Source organism: Kribbella flavida DSM 17836, assembly GCF_000024345.1.
GTDB lineage: Bacteria > Actinomycetota > Actinomycetes > Propionibacteriales > Kribbellaceae > Kribbella > Kribbella flavida.
In genome coordinates, this window is the sequence record NC_013729.1 from 62,965 (window position 1) to 82,658 (window position 19,694).

The following is a 19,694-nucleotide window of genomic DNA, read 5'->3' on the forward strand; positions in this document are numbered from 1 at the left end:
GCCTGCTGTCACGGGATCCTTCCGTACCGGGCTCACCGGCCCATCACCGCCTCCATCACGTCTTTCGCGATCGGCGCGGCCAGCGTGCCGCCGGCGATGTCGGTGCGCGGCACGTTCGCGTCCTCGATCATCACCGCGACCGCGACCTGCGGATCATTGGCCGGTGCGAACGAGGTGAACCAGGCGAACGGCGGGCGGTCCGGCGCCGTCTGCGCCGTCCCGGTCTTGCCGGCCACCTGTACGCCGTTGATCCGGGCCGGCCTGCCGGTGCCGTTCTCGACGACGTCGACCATCATCTGGGTCAGCTGCGTGGCGACCTCGGACGAGACCGCCTGGTGCAGCGACTCCGGCTTGGTCTCGGAGATCGTTTTCAGGTCCGCGGTCCGTACGGTCTGCACCAGGTACGGCTTCATCACGTCACCGCCGTTGGCGATCCCGGCCGCCACCATCGCCATCTGCAAGGGGGTGGCCTGGACGTCGAACTGGCCGATCGCGGACTGCGCGACCTGCGGCGCGTTCGGATCAGCCGGGAACCGGCTGGCGACGGCCCCCAGGTCGGGCAGCTGACGCTCGCCGAAGCCGAACTTCTCCGCCTGCTCCCGCAGCGCCTCGGCGCCGAGGTCGAGACCGACCGAGCCGAACGCGGAGTTGCACGACTCGCGCAGCGCGACCGTCAGGGTGGCGTTGTCGCTACCGCCGCAGTTGCGGCCGTTCTGGTTCGGCAGGCCGACCGTGGTCTGCGGCAGCTCCAGCACGGCAGGGCTGCGCACCTTGGTCTCCGGCGTGTACCGGCCGCTGGACAGCGCCGCGGCCGCGGTGACCAGCTTGAACGTCGACCCCGGCGGGTACAGCTCCTTGATCGCCCGGTTCGTCAGCGGCTTGTTCTTGTCCGCGTTCAGCTTCTTCCAGGCGGCGCCGGTCTTCTCCAGGTCGTGCGAGGCCAGCTCGTTCGGGTTGTACGACGGCCGGGACACCAGCGCGAGGATCTTGCCGGTCTTCGGCTCGATCGCGACCACGGCGCCCTTCTTGCCGGCCAGCCCCCGGTACGCCGCCAGTTGGGCCTTCGCGTTCAGCGTGAGCCCGACGCTCGCCCCCTGCTGGCGGCGGTTCGTGATCACGTCGACGACGCGGCGGAAGGCCAGCGACGGGTCGGAGCCGTTCAGCTGCGAGTTCTGGTTGAGCTCGATGCCGGACCGGCCGTACAGGTAGGAGTAGTAGCCGGTCACCGGCGCGTACTCCGGCCCGAGCTGGTAGCTGCGCTGGTACTCGAACCGGTCCTTGGAGGGCTTGCTCTGCGCGATCGGCGTACTGCCGATCAGGATCGGGCCGCGGTTGACCGAGAACTGCGCGTCCCGCACCCGGCGGTTGTCGTTGCGTCCGTTCAGCTCGTCCGCCCGGAACGCCTGCAGGTAGGTGGAGTTGGCCATCAGCGCGAGCATCAGGATGATCGCCGCCACGGCCAGTCGTCGGATTGCTGAGTTCACTGCTTCTGCACCGCCATGGCGATCGTGTCGTCGGAGACCGGCGCCGCGGGGGTCTGCGGCCGGCGGGCCTGGTCGCTGATCCGCAGCAGTAGGGCGATGATCGCCCAGTTCGCCACCAGCGAGGTCCCGCCGAGCGCCATGAACGGCGTGGCCAGACCGGTCAGCGGAATCAGCCCGGTCACTCCGCCGACGATCACGAACACCTGGAGCGCGAACGACATCGCCAGACCGGTCGCGAGCAGCTTGCCGAAGACGTCCCGGCAGCCGAGGGCGGTGCGCAGGCCGCGCTCCACGATCAGCGTGTAGATCAGGATGATCGCGATGAGCCCGGTCAGGCCGAGCTCCTCACCGAACGAGGAGATGATGAAGTCGCTCTGCGCGTAGAACTGGAGCAGTTCCGGCCGGCCCTGACCCAGACCGCGGCCGAGCACCCCGCCCCAGGCCTGGCCGAACAGGCCGTTGGCGACCTGGCCGCCGACCTCGTTGAACGGGTTCAGCCAGTCCGCCACCCGTTTCTGCACGTGGCCGAACAGCTGGGAGGCGACGTACGCGCCGCCGGCGAAGAGCAGGCCACCGATGATCAGCCAGCCGGCCCGCTCGGTCGCGACGTACAGCAGGAACAGGAACAGGCCGAAGAACAGCAGTGAGGAGCCGAGGTCCTTCTCGAAGATCAGTACGCCGAGGCTGACGCCCCAGGCGATCAGGATCGGTCCGAGGTCGCGGGCGCGGGGCAGATCCAGGCCGAGGAACCGGTGCCCGGCCAGCGTCAGCACGTCGCGCTTGACCACCAGGTAGCCGGCGAAGAAGACCACCAGGCACAGCTTCGCGAACTCACCGGGCTGGAACGACATGCCGAGCGCCCGGATCCAGATCCGGGCGCCGTTGATGTCGACGCCCAGCCCCGGGACCAGCGGCAGCACCAGCAGCACCAGACCGGCCAGGCCGGCGGTGTAGGTGAGCGCCTGCAGGCGGCGATGGTCCCGGACCACCAGGATCACCACCAGGAACAAGATGATGCCGACCGCGGTCCAGGTGATCTGCTGCGGCGCCGCCGGGCCGCGGGGCTCCCGGCCGGCCGCCTCGGCCGCCGCCTTGAGGCCGAGATCGACCCGGTGGATCATCGCCACGCCGAGCCCGTTCAGCAGCACCGCGCACGGCAGGATCACCGGGTCGGCGTACGGCGCGCGGTAGCGCAGCGCGAGATGCGCGATCAGGGCGAGCAGGCCGATCCCGGCGGCGTAGTACCCGGTGCTGGCCGGGACGTTGCCCTGGACCGCCAGGCCGATGCTCACGTAGGCGGCGACCGAGACAGCGGTGGCGATGACCAGCAGCATCAGCTCCACCCCGCGGCGGCTGCGCGGGATGATCTGGATGGTCGAGGTGGGCGCGATGCTCATCGGACCCCGTCGCAGTCGTCGGGTCCGACCGCGCCGTTGGTCGGCGTCGAGCTGGGCGGTGCGACCGGGACGCTGACCGGCGGCTTCGACACCACCGGCTTGCCGCTGGCCGGCGGCGTGGACGGCGCCGGGGTCCCGGGCCGCGGTGACGGCGTCGTCTTCGCCTGCTGCCCGGCGCACGCGTCGGCGGCGCGCTGCAGCTCCTCGACGATCTCGCGGGCCGCGGCCAGGTCGTCGGCCTGGATCGTGCCCTCCACCTGCTCACGGTTGTACGTCGGCAGCTTGTCGACCTCGAGCGTCTTCTGCTCGTGCACCCTGGACAGCGTGAGCCCAGGGACCTGCTCGTCGACGCCGCGGTAGATCGCCACGTAGTCGCCGTCGGTCCCGACGTAGTACTGCTGCTGGGACCAGCTGTACGCGAACCAGCCGCCGCCGGCGACCAGGGCCAGCACGACCGCGAGCGCGCCGAGCCGGCGCAGCCAGATGAACCGCTTCGGCGGGCGCGGCGCGTACCGGAGCTCCTCGGGGTCGAGGTGCTCGCCGGACTCGCTGGCCCCGGCCCCCTCGCCGCCACCACCGCGGACGGCGATCGTCGGCTCCGCCCCGCCGGTCCCGCCCTGGGCGAGCTCCGCGGCGGCTCCGACGAGCTGAGGCGCGCCCGCGCCGGTCTGGGCGGTCTCCACCACGTCGGCGACGATGCAGGTGACGTTGTCGTTCGAGCCGGCCTCGAGTGCGTGCGTGATCAGGTCGACGACCACCGAGTCCGGCGTACCGTCGGCCATCGCGGCGGCGATCACGTCGTCGTTGACGTAGTCCGGCAGGCCGTCACTGCACAGCAGCAGCCGGTCGCCGGCCTGGACGTCGAGCATCTGCAGGTCCGGGTCGGAGTCGGGCCGGCCGTCCAGCACCCGCAGGATCAGGTTGCGGTGCGGGTGGGTGAAGGCCTCCTCCTGGGAGATCCGGCCCTCGTCGACCAGCGACTGGACGAACGTGTGGTCGTGGCTGAGCTGCTGCAACCGGCCGTCGCGCATCCGGTAGGCCCGGGAGTCGCCGAGGTGGGCCAGCCCGAGCTGCTCGCCGTCGAACATCAGCGCGGTCACCGTGGAGCCCATGCCCTCGCGCTCGGGGTCCTCCTCGACCAGTTCGGAGAGCCGCTCGTTGGCGCGGTGCACGGCGCCGGCGAGCGCCTCGATCATGTCCTCGCCGGTGATCGTCGCGGTGTCCAGCCGGCGCAGCACCTGGACGGCGGCCGCGCTGGCCACCTCGCCCGCCGCGGCGCCGCCCATGCCGTCGGCGAGCAGCAGCAGGTGCGGACCGGCGTACGCGGAGTCCTCGTTGTTGCGCCGGACGCGTCCGACGTCGGACAGTGCGGCGTAGTCGAGCGACAGGGTCATGGACGCACGCCTACTTCGCGATGTTCAGCGTCGTGCGGCCGATCCGGATCGATCCGCCGATCTCGGCCGGCACCGGCCGGGTCACCCGCTGGCCGTCGAGATAGGTGCCGTTGGTGGAACCGAGGTCCTCGACCCACCACTGCCCCTCGGACTGGAACACCCGGGCGTGCCGGGTGGAGGAGTAGTCGTCGTCGAGCCGGATCTGGCAGTCCGAGCCACGGCCGATCACCACCGGCTCGTCGCCCAGGGCGGCGCCCACGCCGGCCTGCGGGCCGTCGGCGATGGTCACCGAGCCGGGCAGGCCCTTCTTCTTCTTGACCGGTTTCGCCGGTTTCGGGGTCCGGCCCGCGGCCGGGACGGCGCCGGCCAGCGCCCGGCTGTCCACCTTCGCCCCGAACAGGTCCGAGCGGATCACGGACAGCACCGCCAGGACGAACATCCAGAGCAGGGCGAGGAACCCCAGTTTGATCAGGGTCAGCGTCAGTTCCGACATGGAAGGCCAGTCACCACCCGCTGCTGGGTGGCTGGGCGATCGGCTCGTCCGCCAGGCGCAGCGTCATCGTGGTGTTCCCGATCCGCACGGTCGATCCGTCGGTCAGCTCGGCCTCGGCCGCCCGGCGGCCGTTCACCAGCGTGCCGTTGGTGGACCCGAGATCGACCAGCACCACCCGGACACCGCCGGGGCCCTCCGGCATCAGCCGGATCTCGGCGTGCCGCCGGGACACCCCCGGGTCGTTGATCTGGATGTCGGCGTCGGTGCCGCGGCCGAGCACGACGCCCGGCGGGTTGACCGGCCGGCGGCGGCCGTTCACCTCGAGCATCACCTGCGGGTGACCGCGACGGGCCGGCGGCGGTGGCGGCGGGGGCACCGGCGCGCTCTGCGGCTGGGTCCGGCCGTCGTCGTACGGGTCGAGCGGCGGGGGCGGCGTCTGGGGGCGGGGCCGCGCGGGCGTCCCGACGGTGGCGCTGACGACACGGAACTTGCCGGTCGGCAGGTCGTCCTGCTGGGTCAACTCGATCTCGATCGGTCCGGAGAAGGTGTAGCGCTGGATGTCGGCGTGGTCGCGGAGCTCGTTGGCGAGCTCGTGGTTCAGGGTGCGGCCGTAGGCGTTCAGCCGCTCGAAGTCCTCCGGGCCGAGCTCGATCGTGAAGTGGTTCGGCACCAGCCGGCGGTCCCTGGACAGGATCCGCGCGGTGTTGTCGATCTCACGCTTGAGGGCGGCGGCCAGTTCGATCGGCTCCACGTCACCCTTGAACGCGCGCGCGAAGACACCACTCACGATGCCCTCCAGGCGTCGTTCGAAGCGCTGCAGCGGTCGCACGCGTCCTCCTCCACGGTCGGTCGTCGGCTGCCGGGGTCGGCACCAACGATCGTGCTTGCCGTCCGGTGCCCTCGGCAGGCTCGCCGTACGCCGCGACCACCGGGCTGCGGTGGCCGCACTGGGTACGACGATCGATCGTATCGGGAGGTTCGACCCAACCCGCAATGCACGACTCCCGGAGAACCCGTGCTAATGTTTCCCCTCGGTTGGGGATGGCGCTTCAAGAGGCCGGAAACAGCCAGCGCGCGGGTGGCGGAATAGGCAGACGCGCACGGTTCAGGTCCGTGTGCCCGAAAGGGCGTGGGGGTTCAACTCCCCCCTCGCGCACAGCACAAAGTCCCGGTCTCACGACCGGGACTTTTTGTTGTGCCCAGGCTGTGCCCGGGGTCCCGCCTCAGCGGCGCAGCCGGTGCAGCAGGTGGCCCGGGTCCGCCCGGTGGCGGGCCGGGCGGGGGTCGGTGGTCGGGGCGGAGTGGCGTGGATCACCGCGGTGCGGGGTGGTGCTGGCGCCCAGCAGCATCCACAGGGCGAGCAGGGCAGCGGCAACCAGGCCGAGGATTCCGGCGAAGTCGGTCACGGTCATGGCGATCTCTCTCACAACGGGCTCGGGCGGGGAGCGACTGGGGTTACCGGGGAGGGACGGTCCGCCGGGCGGAACGTGATGGCACGGCGGTGCCACCAGTGCCGGCTCGGGTGATGGCCCAGCAGTGCCGACCTCCAGAACTGCTCGGCGGCGTACCTAGGTCATGACTTAGGTTGAGCGTCGAGCACAGGAGGTGGGGTCCGATGCAGGACGGCGCGTTGCTGGACGCTCGGGAGGAGCAGGCCTACCGCCTGCTGGTGGGGCTGTCCGTGGCGCGGGCCCAGGACCTTGCCGAGGTCGCCGAGCTTCCGCAGCAGGAGATCGACGAGCTGCTGCAGCGGCTGCAGGCCAAGGGGCTGGTCGCGGTGTCACCGGGCGACGAGCCGGTGTTCCGGCCGCTGCCGCCCGATGTCGCTCTCGGTACGACGCTGCTGCGGCAGCAGGAGTCGCTGGAGTCGGCACGGAAGACCGTGGCGTCGCTGAGCGAGGAGTTCCGCGCCAGCGCGAGCCGCCGGGACGCCCACCACCTGGTCGAGGTGATCGTCGGTGCGACCGCGCTGCGGGACCGCCTGCGCGACCTGCAGGAGTCGGCGCGGGAGGAGATCCTCTGGTTCTGCCGGGCCAACCCGCTGGCGATGCAGGGCGCCGAGAACACCGAGGAGTACGGCGCGCTGAGCCGTGGCGTCCGCTACCGGGCCATCTACGAGCGGGCGCTGCTGGAGACGCCCGGTGAGCTGGACACCATCGCCGAGGGAGTCAGCTGGGGAGAAGAGGCCCGCACGCTGCCCAGCCTTCCGGTCCGGCTGGCCATCGTCGACCGGGCGACTGCTGTCTGCCCGCTGGTCCGTGACAACGAGCTCGGCATCGGTGAGCCGACCGCCGCGGTGATCGGCCGCGGCCAGTTGCTGGATGCGCTGCTGGCGCTGTTCGAGAGCCACTGGGAGGCGGCGACGCCGGTCAAGCTGCAGGCCGACGACGCCGAGGTCGGCGAAGGACTGGACGGCTCGGAGCGGTTCCTGCTGTCGCTGATGGTGGCCGGCGTACCGGACAAGTCGATCGCGTCGCAGCTGGGCATCAGCCGGCGGACGGTGCAGCGCCGGCTCGACCGGATGATGGCGCTGGCCGGCGTCGACACCCGGACCGGACTCGCCTTCCAGGCCGCCAAGCGCAAGTGGCTGTGAGCACGGATCGGCCCGGGCAGGCTGCTCCCCGCCCGGGCCGATCGGTTTGGTGCTACCTCAGGCCGTAGGCCCGGATCACCGTCTGGGTGACCTTGTTGCCGGCGTTGTCGGCGGCCGAGACCCGCAGCGACACCGTGCCCTTGCCGGCCGGTACGACGGCGATGTACTTGCCGAAGGCCCCGACTGCGGCGATCCGCCGCCAGCTCTTGCCCTCGTCGAACGACACCTCGGCCTGCAGCGCGGTCGACCGCGGCGCCGGAGCACCCGCCTGCTGCTGAACCTTGAAGCCGATCACATGCGCCCGGCCGGCAACTCGCCCGGTCAGATCAGCCGGTACGTCGTACCCGACCTGCAGCAGCGGCAGCGCGACGGCTTGCTCACCCGCGGCCGTCTTCGACCGGAAGTCCCAGGCGGTCTGGGTCCTGGTCCCCCAGTTCCACTCGCCCGCCTCGTCGACCCGCTCGGTTGCCACCTCCAGCCGGTACGCCGCGTCGCCGCCGCTGGTCAGCACGTCCTGCCACGCGTCCGGCAGGTCCGCGACGACCGCGCCGTTCCGCTTCAGTACCGCGGACGACGAGGTGGTCTCACCGAGCGTGTAGTGCCCGGCCGCGTCCACGAACGACGGGACCCGCAGCGAGAACCGGTCGCCGGTCCGCGTCGACACCAACCCCGGTGCAGCCGCCGGACGGACCACGGGCTCGAACCAGGTTTCGCTGGACGTCCCCGTCCGGTACGAACGCGGCAGGCTCGTCATGCCACCGGCCAGCGGGTTCAGCGTGTCCCAGGTGTACAGATGGTGCACCCGGTGCTTCCAGAGCGAGTCACCCGCGCTCACCCACTCCTCACGGACCTTGGGCGTCTGCACGAATCGCTGGGAGTCGTTCCAGCTGTAGTCCTGCCACGGACGCCAGCCGAACCGCTGCTCCTTGGCCCAGCCGAAGCCGCCGTTGTCGGCGTACGAGGTGCTGATCCGCGCGCTGTTCGCGGTGGTCACCCGGTGGTCGATCTTCGCTGGGATGTGGCCGGCCGAGACCTGGAACACGTCGTACAGGTACGGGCTGGACGTGGTCAGGGTCAGGTCGATCGTGGCCCGGCCCGCCTTGGCCCGGTTGACCAGCCTGGCGCCGTCGCGCTGCGTGGTGACCATGGCCGGGATCGGCTCACGCTCACCGGTCGGGACCCAGACCGTCCAGGCCGACCAGTCCGCTGGCCGGACGAGGATGACGCCGGCCGCGCCGGCCTTCGCCGCCTCGGCGATCTGGTCCTGCTCACTGCCGTTGCCCCAGCCGTCCTCGCTGGACTCGAGCACCGCGATCGCACCCTTGACCCCGCGCAGGTCGGGACCGGCGGCGACGAGGCTGAACCGCTTCCTGCCCTCGTACGACGGCGAACGGTGCAGCAGATTGATGTCCAGCGGGCCGGACACCCCCTGCACGGAGGCCTGCACCAGCGGCGCGACCAACTGCCAGCGCGACGCGAACTCGAAGCTGCCGCCCTTCACCGGCCGCGTCGGCGTGACCAGCACCTGGCTGACGGTGCTGAAGTGCATAACGCCGTGGCTGACCTTGCGGCCGTTCGGGTACTCGCGGTGCACGTAGTAGCTGAGCACCGCCCGCTGCTCGGACGGCTTCGGGGTGTGGATGGTGATCGGCGCCGCCTTCCGGGCGTCGATGACGATCTCCCGGTCGCGGTCCACGACGATGTTCGGGTCGGTGAACAGGCTGACCTTCTCGTCCTGCGGGTCGTTGTTCTCGACCAGCGAGTGCAGCAGGTAGGTCCCTTCCTCGACCTGCGCGGTGAGCGTCTGGCCGTCGTCGAGCCAGGCGAGCGTGTCGGAGCGCGGGTTGTCGCCGTACAGCGAGATCACCGGGACGCCGGTCGGCTGACCGTCCAGGCCGACCGCGCGCAGCCTGACCTGGTGGGTCGGGCCGGCCTTGAGGCTGCCGACCGCGGTCCGAACGCTGACACCGTTCGGACCGGTGGCCACGAGCCAGCCGCTGAACAGGCCGCGCTCCAGCTTCGCCGGGTCGAGCGCCAGCGGTACGTCGACGCTGCCGCCGGCCGGAACCGTCACGGTCGCCGGCACGCCGAACGCGTCGGTCTCCGGCTGGTGGCTGTCCAGGTTGTCCACGTCGACGGCGAGGTTCAGCGTGACCGGCGCGGGGGTGTCGTTGCGGTAGGTGATCGGGCGCGTGGTCGGGCTGCTGCCGACACCGGTCAGGCCGAAGTCGGCGACGCCGGTCGCGTAGACCTTCTGCGCGACCGCGCGGGCGAGGTCCACCCGGCCGGTGCCCTGCGCGTAGACACTCAGGTCCGGCGTGGTCTTGGCCGTGCTGGTGAGCGCGTTCTTGATCCGGTCCGCCGTCCAGTCCGGGTGGGCCTGGGCCAGCAGGACGGCGGCGCCCGCCACGTGCGGCGTGGCCATCGAGGTGCCGGACGCCGCGGTGTAGAGGTTGTCCAGCGGGGTGCCCATCGCGGTCCCGGTGGCCCGGGCGGCGACGATGTCCACGCCCGGCGCGGTGATCTCCGGCTTGAGGCCGGAGTCGCCGACCCGCGGGCCGCGGCTGGAGAAGTCCGCCAGCGCGTCGTTGCGGTCGACGGCGCCGACGGTCAGGGCCGCGGCGGCGGCGCCGGGCGTACCGACGGACTGGTCCTGGCCCTCGTTGCCGGCGGCCACGACGAACAGGGTGCCCGAGTCGGCGGTGATGTCGTTCACGGCCTGGCTGAGCGGGTCGGTGCCGTCGGTGGCGCCGCCCCCGAGGCTCATGTTGACCACCTTCGCGCCCTCGGCGGCGGCCCACTCCATCCCGGCGATGATCCAGGACTCGTAGCCGCTGCCGTCGTCGCCGAGCACCTTGCCGACCAGCAGGTCGGCCTTCGGGGCGACGCCCTTGCGGGTCCCGCCCGCACCCGCGCCGGTGCCGGCGATGGTCGCGGCGACGTGCGTGCCGTGGCCGAAGTGGTCCTCGGCGCCGGTCGGGCTGCCGGAGAAGTCCTCGGCCTTCTGCACCTTGCCGGCCAGGTCCGGGTGGTGCGCGTCCACGCCGGTGTCCAGTACGGCGACCTCGATGCCGCTGCCCTCGAGCCCGGCCTGCCAGGCCGCCGGGGCGCCGATCTGCGCCACGCTGCGGTCGAGCACCGGCTTGACCTTGCCGTCGAGCCAGACCTTGGACACGCCCTGGTCGAGCGACCGGGCCGTCGGGGCGGCCGGCTTGAGCGACTCCCACAGGCCGGGCAGTTCGGCCTTGGTGGCGGACACCGCCGCGCCGCCGATCGACGCCAGCGGGCGGTTGTTCGTCGTACCGGCCAGCGACTGGATCCGGGCGCCGTCGGCGTAGCGCACGATCAGCGGCAGGGTGCCGGTGGCCGCGTCGCCGTAGCCGTCGGCCAGCAGCTCCTCGACGTCGAACAGGTCGGAGTCGACCAGGCCGGACGAGATGTACGGGACGGCGTCGCTGGGCAGGACGCGCAGTCCGCCGTCGACCTCGACGGTGTGGAACGCGACCCGCTCGCGGCCCGGGGCGGGCAGCACGGTGGCGGACTTCTTGCCGGCACCGGCGTCGGCGATCTCGACGACGTCACCGGTGATCAGGGTGACCTTCTGGGCCTTGCCGGCGGCAACGGGTGACGCGGCCTGCGCGGCCGGACCGGGTGGGGCCGCGGTGGCGGTCAGGCTCGACGTGGCGGCCAGGGCGAGACCAGCCGCGAAAAGGGCAGCTTTCTGCACGGGGGTGGACATGGGCGGACTCCTTCGAGAGGTAAAGGGGCAAGCACCTCTTGACTGGGAGTCTGCGGGCGGACACCACCTCCACGCCCTGTCCAGCACTGCCGTTCCTGTGACATGACGCATGCACGCCACCGGGCCGGTAACGCAGCGTTGACGGAACGCGTACGCCGGATGAGCGGTGCGGGCGCGCGCGTGCTGCCGCCCGCCCGGCGAACTCCTACCGTTTGAAGCTGCTGCGGGCGGGATACTGCTCGCGACGTGATGGGCTCGCGGACGGTGCTGGCAGCGGTGGTTGCGTCGTTGGCCGGCGCGATTCATGGAGGAGGTCGTGGTGGCGGAGAGCATCGCGGAGTCGATCGACGTCGAGACGCCGGTCAGCGTCGCGTACCGGCGGTGGAACGAGTTTGCGTCGTTTCCGGAGTACATGGAGGGCGTCGACGACGTCCGCGGGTCCGATGAGATCCACTCGCACTGGGTGACCTCGTTCGGCGGTGTCGTCCGCGAGTTCGACGCGACGATCACCGACCAGGAACCCGGTGAGCGGATCGCATGGGTGTGCTCGTCCGGCCCGCTGCGCGCCGGATCCGTCACGTTCGCCCCGGTGACCGACCGCCGGACCCGGATCACCGTGCAGCTCGAGCTGGAACCGCACGGCCTGGCGGAGAACTTCGCCGAGAAGACCGGCATCCTGCACCGCATGGTGGTCGCCGACATGTACCGCTTCAAGAACGTCGTCGAGGCGGAGACCCAAGACCCGGCGCCGTCCCCGGCGTCCTCCGCACAGTTGTCCTGACCGCGATGCCGAGCCTTCCTGAGTTCCGGCTGGAGACCTACTTCTCGCGCTGGGAGTTCGGTGCGCGCTTCCACCTGACCGCGTCGGACGCGCAGACCCTGCCGCTGTCCGAGCTGCTCGCGCTCGCCGACGACGACGGCCGGGAGCGGTGGGAGTCGCTCGCGCTGGGCTACACCGAGACCCGGGGACTGCCGGCGCTGCGGGAGGAGATCGCCCGCACCTACGAGCACGTCGTACCGGAGGACGTGCTGTGCTTCGCGGGAGCCGAAGAGGCGCTCTACCTGGCGATGCGGACGCTGCTCGCGCCGGGCGACCACGTGGTGGTGCTGACGCCGAACTACCAGGCGGCCGAGACGGTCCCGCTCGAGATCTGCGACGTCACCGGAGTCGCGTTGCGGGCTGAGGACGACTGGGCGCTCGACGTCGACGCGATCGAGCAGGCGTTGCGCCCCGCGACCCGGATGGTGTCGGTGAACTTCCCGAACAACCCGACCGGCGCGCTGCCGTCGCCGGAAGCGTGGCACCGGCTGGTCCGGTTGTGCGACGCGCGTGGCATCACGTTGTTCAGCGACGAGGTGTACCGCGGCCTCGAGCTGGACCGTGCTTCATTGCCCCAGGCAACCGACCTTTCGCCGTCGGCGCTGTCGCTGAACGTGATGTCGAAGGCGTACGGCCTGCCGGGCCTGCGGATCGGGTGGATCGCCTGCCGCGACCGGTCGGTGCTCGACCGGCTGGAACGGGCGAAGCACTACACCACGATCTGCAACTCCGCGCCGAGCGAGGTGCTGGCGCTGATCGCGCTGCGGGCGCGCGACCGGCTGCTGTCCCGCAACCGGGAGATCGTCGCGCGCAACCTGCCGGTCTTCGACGAGTTCTTCCGGGGCTACCCGGACCTGTTCGAGTGGGCACCCCCACAGGGTGGGTGCGTCTGCTACCCCCGGTACGCCGGGGCGGACGGGGTCGAGGCGATGTGCGCGGACCTGGTCGAGCAGGCCGGCGTGCTGCTGCTGCCGTCGAGCATCTACCGGTCGGAGCTGACCGAGACGCCGCAGGACCGGTTCCGCCTCGGCGTCGGCCGGCTCGATCCGGAACCGGCGCTGGCCGCGTGGGGCGCGTGGCTGGACCAGCGCCCAACGGTTGCCTAGAGCCCCCGACTGGTCCGATTCGAGCAGACCACCAAGCGACGTGGTCTGTTGCGTAGTTTGCAATCAGTGCTGCGAGACGTGCTGCAAATGCCAGCAGTGATGACCCATGATGCGGCTGTGTGCGCTCTCACGACTTAGTAACGGAACCTCCTGAACTATTGACGCCAGTAGCGGGGTCGGCCAGTGTCGACGCCACTGAACGACAGGTTCATACCAGTCAGCCGGCCGCCGGTCCGGCTACTCCGCCAGAGGTGATCCGATGAAGTTCCGTTCCCTTGCCGTGGCCGCCGTCACGGCTCTCTCCTTGACCGCGCTCGCTGCCTGCGGCTCCTCCGACGGCGACAGCAACGCCGCCGCCGGGCCGACCACCATCGACGTCTGGCTGATGAAGGGCAGCGTCTCCGACGACTTCCTCCAGCGGTTCACCGCCGACTTCGCCGCCAAGCACCCGGACATCAAGGCCAACGTCCAGATCCAGGAGTGGAACGGGATCGGCCCGAAGATCATCGGCGCGCTGGCCAGCAAGGACGCGCCGGACGTGATCGAGGTCGGCAACACCCAGGTGGCGCAGTACTCGGCCTCCGGCGGCGTCAAGGACCTGACCGACAAGAAGGCCGACCTCAAGGGCGACGACTGGATCGAGGGCCTGGCCGGACCCGGCAACTACGAGGGCAAGCAGTACGGCATCCCGTACTACGCCGCGAACCGGGTTGTGATCTACCGCAAGGACCTGTTCCAGGCGGCCGGCGTGACCCCGCCGAAGACCCGCGCGGAGTGGCTGGCCGCGTCCGCCAAGCTGAACACCGGCGGCAACCAGGGCATCTACCTGCCGGGCCAGAACTTCTACGTGCTGTCGGGCTTCATCTGGGACGAGGGCGGCGACCTGGCGGTCAAGGAGGGCGACTCCTGGAAGGGTGCGCTGTCCACGCCGGAGGCGCTGAAGGGCATGGAGTTCTACCGGCAGATCCAGGCGCTCGGCAAGGGCCCGAAGGACTCCGACGAGGCCAAGCCGACCCAGACCGACGTGTTCGCGCAGGGCAAGGTCGCGCAGATGATCGCCGTCCCGGGGGCGGCCGAGCTGATCGCCCAGGCCAACCCGGCGCTGAAGGACAAGCTGGGCTTCTTCCCGATCCCGGGCAAGACCGCCGACAAGCCGGGCGCGGTCTTCACCGGCGGCTCGGACCTGATCATCCCGGAGGCCTCGGACGGCCAGGACGCGGCGTACACGTTCATCAAGGAGCTGGCCGGTGAGCAGTGGCAGACCGACCTGGCCAAGACGATGAAGTACGTGCCGAACCGCAAGGCGCTGGCGACCTCGGTCGGCTCCGACGAGGGCGTCGCGGCGATGGCGGCCGGTGCCGCGAACGGCAAGGCCACCCCGAACTCGCCGAACTGGGCCGCGGTGGAGGCGAAGAACCCGATCAAGGAGTACCAGACCAAGGTGCTGACCGGTGGTGACCCGGTGGCCGCAGCGAAGGCGGCCGACGAGATCATCACCCAGGCCCTGAACGCCAAGTAGCACCGTGGCCGTAACGCACGCCGAGAGCCCGGCGGCACCGGCCCCCGTCGCCCCGACCGGTTCGCCGGCCCCGGGGCGACGGGGGCGCTCGCTGCCGGTGCGTCTGCTGCCGTACCTGCTGGTCGTACCGACCGTGCTCGGTACGGCGTACCTGCTGGTCTACCCGTTGATCCGGAACCTGGTCATCTCGTTCCAGAAGTTCGGCATCGCCCAGCTGATCCGGGGCGGTGCCGACTTCGTCGGGCTGGACAACTACCGGCAGATCCTGTCCGACGGCATGTTCTGGTCGGTGGTGGCCCGGACCTTCGTCTTCACCGCGATCAACGTCGCGCTGATCATGGGCCTGGCCACCGCGGTCGCCCTGCTGATCGGTGCTCTGGGCAAGGGTCTGCGACTGGCCGTGATGGGCGGCCTGGTGGTCGCCTGGGCGATCCCGGTGATCGCCGCGACGACGGTGTTCCAGTGGCTGTTCCAGTCCCAGCTCGGGGTGGTGAACTGGGTCCTGGTCGCGCTCGGCTTCGAGCGGTTCGAGGGCTACGCCTGGTTCGCCAACGGCACCTCGACGTTCGCCATCATCGTGGTGCTGATCGTCTGGCAGTCGGTGCCGTTCGCGGCACTGACCCTGTACGCCGCGATGACCACGGTGCCCCGGGAACTGCACGAGTCGGCCCAGATCGACGGCGCCGGCGGGGTGCGGACGTTCACGCTGATCACCTTTCCGATCCTGCGGCCGATGTTCGGGCTGATCCTCTGCCTGGAGATCATCTGGGTGTTCAAGTGCTTCGTGCAGATCTGGGCGATCAGCCAGGGCGGCCCGGGCAACGCGACACTGACCCTGCCGGTCTACGCCTACCAGGTGGCCCAGTCGCTGAACCGGTACGACCTGGGCGCGGCGATCTCGATGGTGACCGTGCTGATCCTGGCCGTCGTGCTGCTGGCCTACTTCCGGCAGATGTTCAAGGAAGAAGGTGAGCTGTGAGGCCCCGGATCGGACGCAGGATCTCGCTGAACGTCCTGGCGCTGATCGTGGTCGCCTGCTCGGTGTTCCCGGTCTACTGGATGGTGCTGACGGCGTTCAAGCCGACCAAGGACATCCAGGCCGAGACGCCCTCGTTCCTCCCGACGAATGTCACCTTCACGCATTTCGGCACCGCGGTGAACGCGGACGGCTTCTGGCTGTTCTGGCGCAACAGCGCGCTGGTGGCGGTGACGGCGGTGCTGCTCGCGCTGGTGGTCGCCTGCCTGGCGGCGTACGCGGTCGCGCGGATGAAGTGGCGCGGCCGCAAGCAGTTCATCCTGATGGTGTTCATCGCCCAGATGACGCCGTGGGAGGCGCTGCTGATCCCGATGTACGTGATCGCCCGCGACACCGACATGCTGGACAAGCTGACCATGCTGACACTGATCTACTTCATGGTCACGCTGCCGTTCACGATCGTGACGCTGCGCGGGTTCCTGAAGGCGATCCCGATCGAGCTGGAGGAGGCGGCGCAGGTCGACGGCTGTAACCAGTTCCAGGCGTTCCGGCGGATCGTCTTCCCGCTGCTGGCGCCCGGGCTGCTGTCCACCTCGCTGTTCGGCTTCATCACCGCGTGGAACGAGTTCGCCTTCGCCAACCTGCTGATCATCAAGAACCAGGACCAGCGCACGCTGCCGGTCTGGCTCTCGTCGTTCAGCAACACCTTCGGCACCGACTGGGGCGCCACGATGGCCGCGGCGACCCTGTTCATGCTGCCCGTCCTGCTGATCTTCCTGGTCCTGCAGGGCCGGGTCACCTCGGGCGTGGCCGCGGGTGCGGTGAAAGGCTGATCAGTCGGCGAACGTGAGCCGCGTCGTGATCCGGTACCGGTCTCCGCGGTAGACGGAGCGGGTGTACTCGATCACGGCGCGGTCGGCGGTGCGGGTGGTCCGCTCGATCAGCAGCGCCGGCGAGTGCAGCGGGACGTCGAGCAGCGCCGACTCCTGCGCGTCGGTCACGGTCGGCTCGGTGACCTGGACGGCGTCCTTCGGCGCGACCCCGTACCGGCCGCGCAGCAGGCCGTAGAACGAGCCGAGCTCGAAGTCCCGGCCGGTGATGCCGGGCACCGCGGCGGCCGGGACCAGGATCCGCTCGATGCACATCGGCAGGCCGTCGACCAGCCGGAGCCGGACCACTGACACCAGCTCCGTACCCGGCGAGACCTCCAGCCGCCGCCCCATCCGGGCGCCGGCCGGCTCCAGGCCGAAGCTGACCAGCCGGCTGTGCCACGGACTGCCCTCGGCGGGCGGTACGGCGAAGTCGCCGGCCTCGGTCGGCTCCAGCTCCTGGTGGATCTTCCGGGCACTGATGAAGGTGCCGCGGCCGTGCTCGCGAACCACCAGCCCGTCGCGGGCGAGGTCGTCCAGCGCCGCTCGCAACGTCGGCCGGGAGACCCCGAGCGTCTCGCTCAGGCTGCGCTCGGACGGCAGCACCTGCCCCGGCCCGCTGTCCTCGATCAGGGCCAGCAGCCGATCCCGGGTTTCCTTCCGTCGCATGCGGTGGACTTTACCAGTGGTCCGACCAGTGAGAGCGATCCCACGGTTTAGCTAGGGTCTTGACTTAACCACTCGAACCCGCAAGATTGCCAGGAGTGACCCAGTGGTCACACCCTCTCCGCCCCGAGAAAGGTGTTCACCATGGCTCGATCCCGTGTTTTCCGGCTCACCTCGGCCGTTGCCGTCCTGGCCGCCGTCGGCGCCGCGGCCGGCTCCGGCGTCCCGGCGTCCGCGCGGCCGTCGCCGGACCGGTCCCCGCAGCAGGCGGCCGCCTGCGGCGCGTTCTTCGACGACTTCAACTACAGCTCCCGGACCGACCCGGCGTTCACCGCGCGCGACTGGAGCATCCGGACCTCGGCCGGCGGTCCCGGCGTCGGCGGCGCGACCTGGTCGGCGAGCAACATCAGCTTCCCGGTCGTGGACGGCCAGAAGTCCCTGCAGCTGCGAGCGACTACGAACGGTACGGCCGCCGGCACCACGCACGCCCAGGTTCAGCAGAACCGGCAGCGGTTCTTCGAGGGCACCTACGCGACCCGGTTCAAGTTCAGCGACACCCCGGTCAGCGGCGCCGACGGCGACACGATCAACCAGACCTTCTACACGATCTCGCCGCTGCGCTACGACTGGGACCCGATTTACAGCGAGCTCGACATCTCCGAGTACCTGCCGAACGGCGGCTGGGGCGAGACGAGCGCGACCAACTTCTTCACCAGCTGGAACACCTACCAGGCCGACCCCTTCGACGGCTGGCGGGCGACCACCGCGCGGCGCCAGAGCCACGCCGGCTGGCACACGCTCGTCGCGACCGTGAGCGGCGGGCACGTGAAGTACTACGTCGACGGCACGCTGGTCGCCGACCACACCACCGACAGCGCGGGCCGCACGGTCTACCCCCGGCAGGCCATGACGCTGAACTACAACCAGTGGTTCATCGACCTGACCGGGCACACCGGCGGCACCAGCGTCTGGGCCCAGTCGGCCGACTGGGTGTACTACGCGAAGAACGAGGTGCTGAGCCCGTCCGCGGCGGTCGCCCGGGTGTCGTCGTACCGGTCGGCGGGCAGGACGCACGCCGACACGATCAGCTGCTGACACAGTTAACGGTCAGTAGCGTGAGACGGCCCCCGCGAACCCATGGACATTCCGTCCCGGACTGAGTACGGTCCGTTACGGCGTCCGCACCACGCCATCACCGAGGAAGGTGGAGACCTTCCTTCCACCGGTCGGTGAGGTGCTGCCCGCCAGTAGCGCCTCACTGGTGGCTGGGCGAGCAGACCCCGGTAGCAGCCGGGGTTTGATGGGGGCCCGGACACCTAGGTGGGGCGGGCGCAGCGCGGTCATCCGACCATCGCGCTCCCCGCCCCACCGACTCAACTTTCTTCCGCACCGGCCCCAACGGTCCCGGCTGCCCGGTCGTCTAGCTTGGCGACAGGGAAAACCGAGGGACGGTGCCGGTGGCTGACTGGAAGAGCGCGTTCGACGAGCTGGTCGCGGTGCGCGGCCCGGCACTGCGCGGCTACGCGTACCTGCTGGCCGGGGACGCGCCGACGGCCGCCGACCTGGTCCAGGAGGCGCTGGTCCGGGTGTTCGGCCGGCTCCGCGTCGGCAGCGACGTCCAGCAGCTCGAAGGCTACGTCCGGCGCGCCATCCTGAACCTGTACGTCGACGACCGGCGGCGGGAGAAGCGGTGGCGCGAGACCCGCCACCTCCTGGTGGACCCAGACCCGCCCGGTGAGGACCTCGTCACCACGAACGCGGTCCGCCAGGCACTGTCCGACCTGTCACCCAAGCAGCGCGCCTGCGTGGTGCTGCGGTACTACGAGGACCTCACCGTCCCGGAGATCGCGGACCAGCTCGGCTGCGCCGAAGGCACCGTGAAACGCCATCTAGCCGATGCGAGAAGCAGGTTGGCAGCGCAGCTCGGCGTGACAGAGGAGAGTGTGCAATGACGTCGAAGGACCTGAAGGATCTTCTCGGCGCGGTGGCGGACGAGGGCCGCGAGACCGTGGCCGTGGACGAGCAGCAGGTGGCCGGCCGGATCAAGAGCCGTCGCCGGCGGCAGAGCGTGGTGGTGGCGGCCGCGAGCGTGGGCACGGCCGCGGTGATCGCCGCGGCGGCGGTCGCGATCGTGCCGAACTTGGGCACGGAGCAGGCCCCTGTCGCCGGCCCCCGCCAGGCGGCGACCGGAGTGGCCATCGGCGGCTGCGGAGAAACGGTCAGCGGTGAGCCGCGGGCCGACGCGCCGCTGACGATGAGCGCGGTGACGGGCGTGAAGCCGGTCAGCGGGACGACGGACTACGCGACGATCGACCTGGTGGTCACCAACACCACGCAGCAGACCCTTCACCTGTCGACCGGCCGCAGCGCGGCGATCACGGTCGCGCAGGGCGGCAAGGTGGTGGCGACGCCGGCCCCGGCCCGGGACGCGGCGGTCCAGCTGACCCTGCTGCCGGGCGAGAAGAAGACCGTCACGTCGACGGTCGGTCTGCGCCGTTGCGACGGGGCGACGACGCAGACCGGTGGCCGGCTGGCAGCGGGTGGCTACCAGCTCTACGCGACCCAGAAGTTCAACCCCACCGAGGGCGGCGAGGTGCTCGAGGCCCAGGGCGGACCCTGGACCGTCGAGCTGAAGTGA

General features: G+C 70.6%; 17 protein-coding genes and 1 tRNA gene. 10 read left to right on the forward strand and 8 right to left on the reverse strand.

Annotation, left to right across the window (positions count from 1 at the left end; genetic code table 11):
- Window positions 1–32 precede the first annotated feature (32 nt).
- From KFLA_RS00305 to KFLA_RS00325, 5 genes are read right to left on the reverse strand one after another with little or no spacing between them, the layout of a single operon-like run.
- The gene (locus KFLA_RS00305; RefSeq protein WP_012917747.1) at window positions 33–1,484 is read right to left on the reverse strand and encodes a peptidoglycan D,D-transpeptidase FtsI family protein; all 1,452 of its coding nucleotides are present in this window, start codon (window positions 1,482–1,484) and stop codon (window positions 33–35) included.
- Window positions 1,481–2,881: an FtsW/RodA/SpoVE family cell cycle protein gene (locus KFLA_RS00310; RefSeq protein WP_012917748.1), complete on the reverse strand. Its 1,401-nt coding sequence runs from the start codon at window positions 2,879–2,881 to the stop codon at window positions 1,481–1,483. Before KFLA_RS00310 ends, KFLA_RS00305 begins: the two co-directional genes overlap by 4 nt.
- Window positions 2,878–4,275 (reverse strand): PP2C family protein-serine/threonine phosphatase, encoded by a 1,398-nt coding sequence (locus KFLA_RS00315; protein WP_012917749.1) that lies wholly within the window; start codon window positions 4,273–4,275, stop codon window positions 2,878–2,880. Before KFLA_RS00315 ends, KFLA_RS00310 begins: the two co-directional genes overlap by 4 nt.
- 10 nt (window positions 4,276–4,285) lie before the next feature.
- Complete coding sequence (locus tag KFLA_RS00320) at window positions 4,286–4,768, reverse strand: FHA domain-containing protein FhaB/FipA (RefSeq protein WP_012917750.1); 483 nt, start codon at window positions 4,766–4,768, stop codon at window positions 4,286–4,288.
- A 10-nt stretch (window positions 4,769–4,778) separates the two neighbouring features.
- Window positions 4,779–5,597, reverse strand: a complete 819-nt coding sequence (locus KFLA_RS00325) for an FhaA domain-containing protein (RefSeq protein WP_012917751.1) — start codon at window positions 5,595–5,597, stop codon at window positions 4,779–4,781.
- 243 nt (window positions 5,598–5,840) lie between these two features.
- On the opposite strand from KFLA_RS00325, the gene KFLA_RS00330 reads away from it, so the two are divergent.
- Window positions 5,841–5,924 (forward strand) — tRNA-Leu (locus tag KFLA_RS00330).
- A gap of 67 nt (window positions 5,925–5,991) precedes the next feature.
- Here the strand turns inward: KFLA_RS00330 and KFLA_RS37765 are convergent.
- Entirely contained in the window at window positions 5,992–6,180 is a 189-nt protein-coding gene (locus tag KFLA_RS37765) for a hypothetical protein (RefSeq protein ID WP_012917752.1), read from the reverse strand.
- Between the two features lie 203 nt (window positions 6,181–6,383).
- Between KFLA_RS37765 and KFLA_RS00340 the strand changes: the two genes are divergently transcribed.
- Entirely contained in the window at window positions 6,384–7,361 is a 978-nt protein-coding gene (locus KFLA_RS00340) for a helix-turn-helix domain-containing protein (RefSeq protein ID WP_012917753.1), read from the forward strand.
- 52 nt (window positions 7,362–7,413) lie between these two features.
- On the opposite strand, the gene KFLA_RS00345 is transcribed toward KFLA_RS00340, so the two are convergent.
- A complete protein-coding gene (locus tag KFLA_RS00345; protein ID WP_012917754.1) occupies window positions 7,414–11,100 on the reverse strand; it encodes a S8 family peptidase in 3,687 nt (1,228 codons plus the stop codon).
- A gap of 319 nt (window positions 11,101–11,419) precedes the next feature.
- On the opposite strand from KFLA_RS00345, the gene KFLA_RS00350 reads away from it, so the two are divergent.
- From KFLA_RS00350 to KFLA_RS00370, 5 genes are all read left to right on the forward strand, one after another.
- Window positions 11,420–11,881: an SRPBCC family protein gene (locus KFLA_RS00350; protein WP_012917755.1), complete on the forward strand. Its 462-nt coding sequence runs from the start codon at window positions 11,420–11,422 to the stop codon at window positions 11,879–11,881.
- 5 nt (window positions 11,882–11,886) lie between these two features.
- Window positions 11,887–13,026, forward strand: coding sequence for an aminotransferase class I/II-fold pyridoxal phosphate-dependent enzyme (locus tag KFLA_RS00355; protein ID WP_012917756.1), 1,140 nt, complete (start codon window positions 11,887–11,889; stop codon window positions 13,024–13,026).
- Window positions 13,027–13,285: 259 nt separating this feature from the next.
- Window positions 13,286–14,545, forward strand: a complete 1,260-nt coding sequence (locus KFLA_RS00360; RefSeq protein ID WP_012917757.1) for an extracellular solute-binding protein — start codon at window positions 13,286–13,288, stop codon at window positions 14,543–14,545.
- Window positions 14,546–14,642: 97 nt separating this feature from the next.
- Entirely contained in the window at window positions 14,643–15,524 is an 882-nt protein-coding gene (locus KFLA_RS00365) for a carbohydrate ABC transporter permease (protein ID WP_237706677.1), read from the forward strand.
- A complete protein-coding gene (locus KFLA_RS00370) occupies window positions 15,521–16,354 on the forward strand; it encodes a carbohydrate ABC transporter permease (RefSeq protein ID WP_012917759.1) in 834 nt (277 codons plus the stop codon). Before KFLA_RS00365 ends, KFLA_RS00370 begins: the two co-directional genes overlap by 4 nt.
- On the opposite strand, the gene KFLA_RS39220 is transcribed toward KFLA_RS00370, so the two are convergent.
- Entirely contained in the window at window positions 16,355–17,059 is a 705-nt protein-coding gene (locus KFLA_RS39220; protein ID WP_012917760.1) for a GntR family transcriptional regulator, read from the reverse strand. It lies immediately after the preceding gene.
- A 141-nt stretch (window positions 17,060–17,200) separates the two neighbouring features.
- On the opposite strand from KFLA_RS39220, the gene KFLA_RS00380 reads away from it, so the two are divergent.
- The 3 genes from KFLA_RS00380 (at window position 17,201) to KFLA_RS00390 (ending at window position 19,694) form a co-directional block, all read left to right on the forward strand.
- Window positions 17,201–18,151 (forward strand): glycoside hydrolase family 16 protein, encoded by a 951-nt coding sequence (locus tag KFLA_RS00380; protein WP_012917761.1) that lies wholly within the window; start codon window positions 17,201–17,203, stop codon window positions 18,149–18,151.
- A 362-nt stretch (window positions 18,152–18,513) separates the two neighbouring features.
- The gene (locus KFLA_RS00385; RefSeq protein ID WP_012917762.1) at window positions 18,514–19,008 is read left to right on the forward strand and encodes an RNA polymerase sigma factor; all 495 of its coding nucleotides are present in this window, start codon (window positions 18,514–18,516) and stop codon (window positions 19,006–19,008) included.
- Entirely contained in the window at window positions 19,005–19,694 is a 690-nt protein-coding gene (locus KFLA_RS00390; RefSeq protein ID WP_012917763.1) for a hypothetical protein, read from the forward strand. The genes KFLA_RS00385 and KFLA_RS00390 overlap by 4 nt, the downstream gene beginning before the upstream one ends.

Coding starts and splice junctions, on each gene's coding strand:
- KFLA_RS37765 (WP_012917752.1), bottom strand. CDS start 6,180: ATGACCGTGACCGACTTCGCCGGAATCCTCGGCCTGGTTGCCGCTGCC.
- KFLA_RS00380 (WP_012917761.1), top strand. CDS start 17,201: ATGGCTCGATCCCGTGTTTTCCGGCTCACCTCGGCCGTTGCCGTCCTG.
- KFLA_RS00345 (WP_012917754.1), bottom strand. CDS start 11,100: ATGTCCACCCCCGTGCAGAAAGCTGCCCTTTTCGCGGCTGGTCTCGCC.
- KFLA_RS00390 (WP_012917763.1), top strand. CDS start 19,005: ATGACGTCGAAGGACCTGAAGGATCTTCTCGGCGCGGTGGCGGACGAG.
- KFLA_RS00340 (WP_012917753.1), top strand. CDS start 6,384: ATGCAGGACGGCGCGTTGCTGGACGCTCGGGAGGAGCAGGCCTACCGC.
- KFLA_RS00320 (WP_012917750.1), bottom strand. CDS start 4,768: ATGTCGGAACTGACGCTGACCCTGATCAAACTGGGGTTCCTCGCCCTG.
- KFLA_RS00310 (WP_012917748.1), bottom strand. CDS start 2,881: ATGAGCATCGCGCCCACCTCGACCATCCAGATCATCCCGCGCAGCCGC.
- KFLA_RS00355 (WP_012917756.1), top strand. CDS start 11,887: ATGCCGAGCCTTCCTGAGTTCCGGCTGGAGACCTACTTCTCGCGCTGG.
- KFLA_RS00360 (WP_012917757.1), top strand. CDS start 13,286: ATGAAGTTCCGTTCCCTTGCCGTGGCCGCCGTCACGGCTCTCTCCTTG.
- KFLA_RS00315 (WP_012917749.1), bottom strand. CDS start 4,275: ATGACCCTGTCGCTCGACTACGCCGCACTGTCCGACGTCGGACGCGTC.
- KFLA_RS39220 (WP_012917760.1), bottom strand. CDS start 17,059: ATGCGACGGAAGGAAACCCGGGATCGGCTGCTGGCCCTGATCGAGGAC.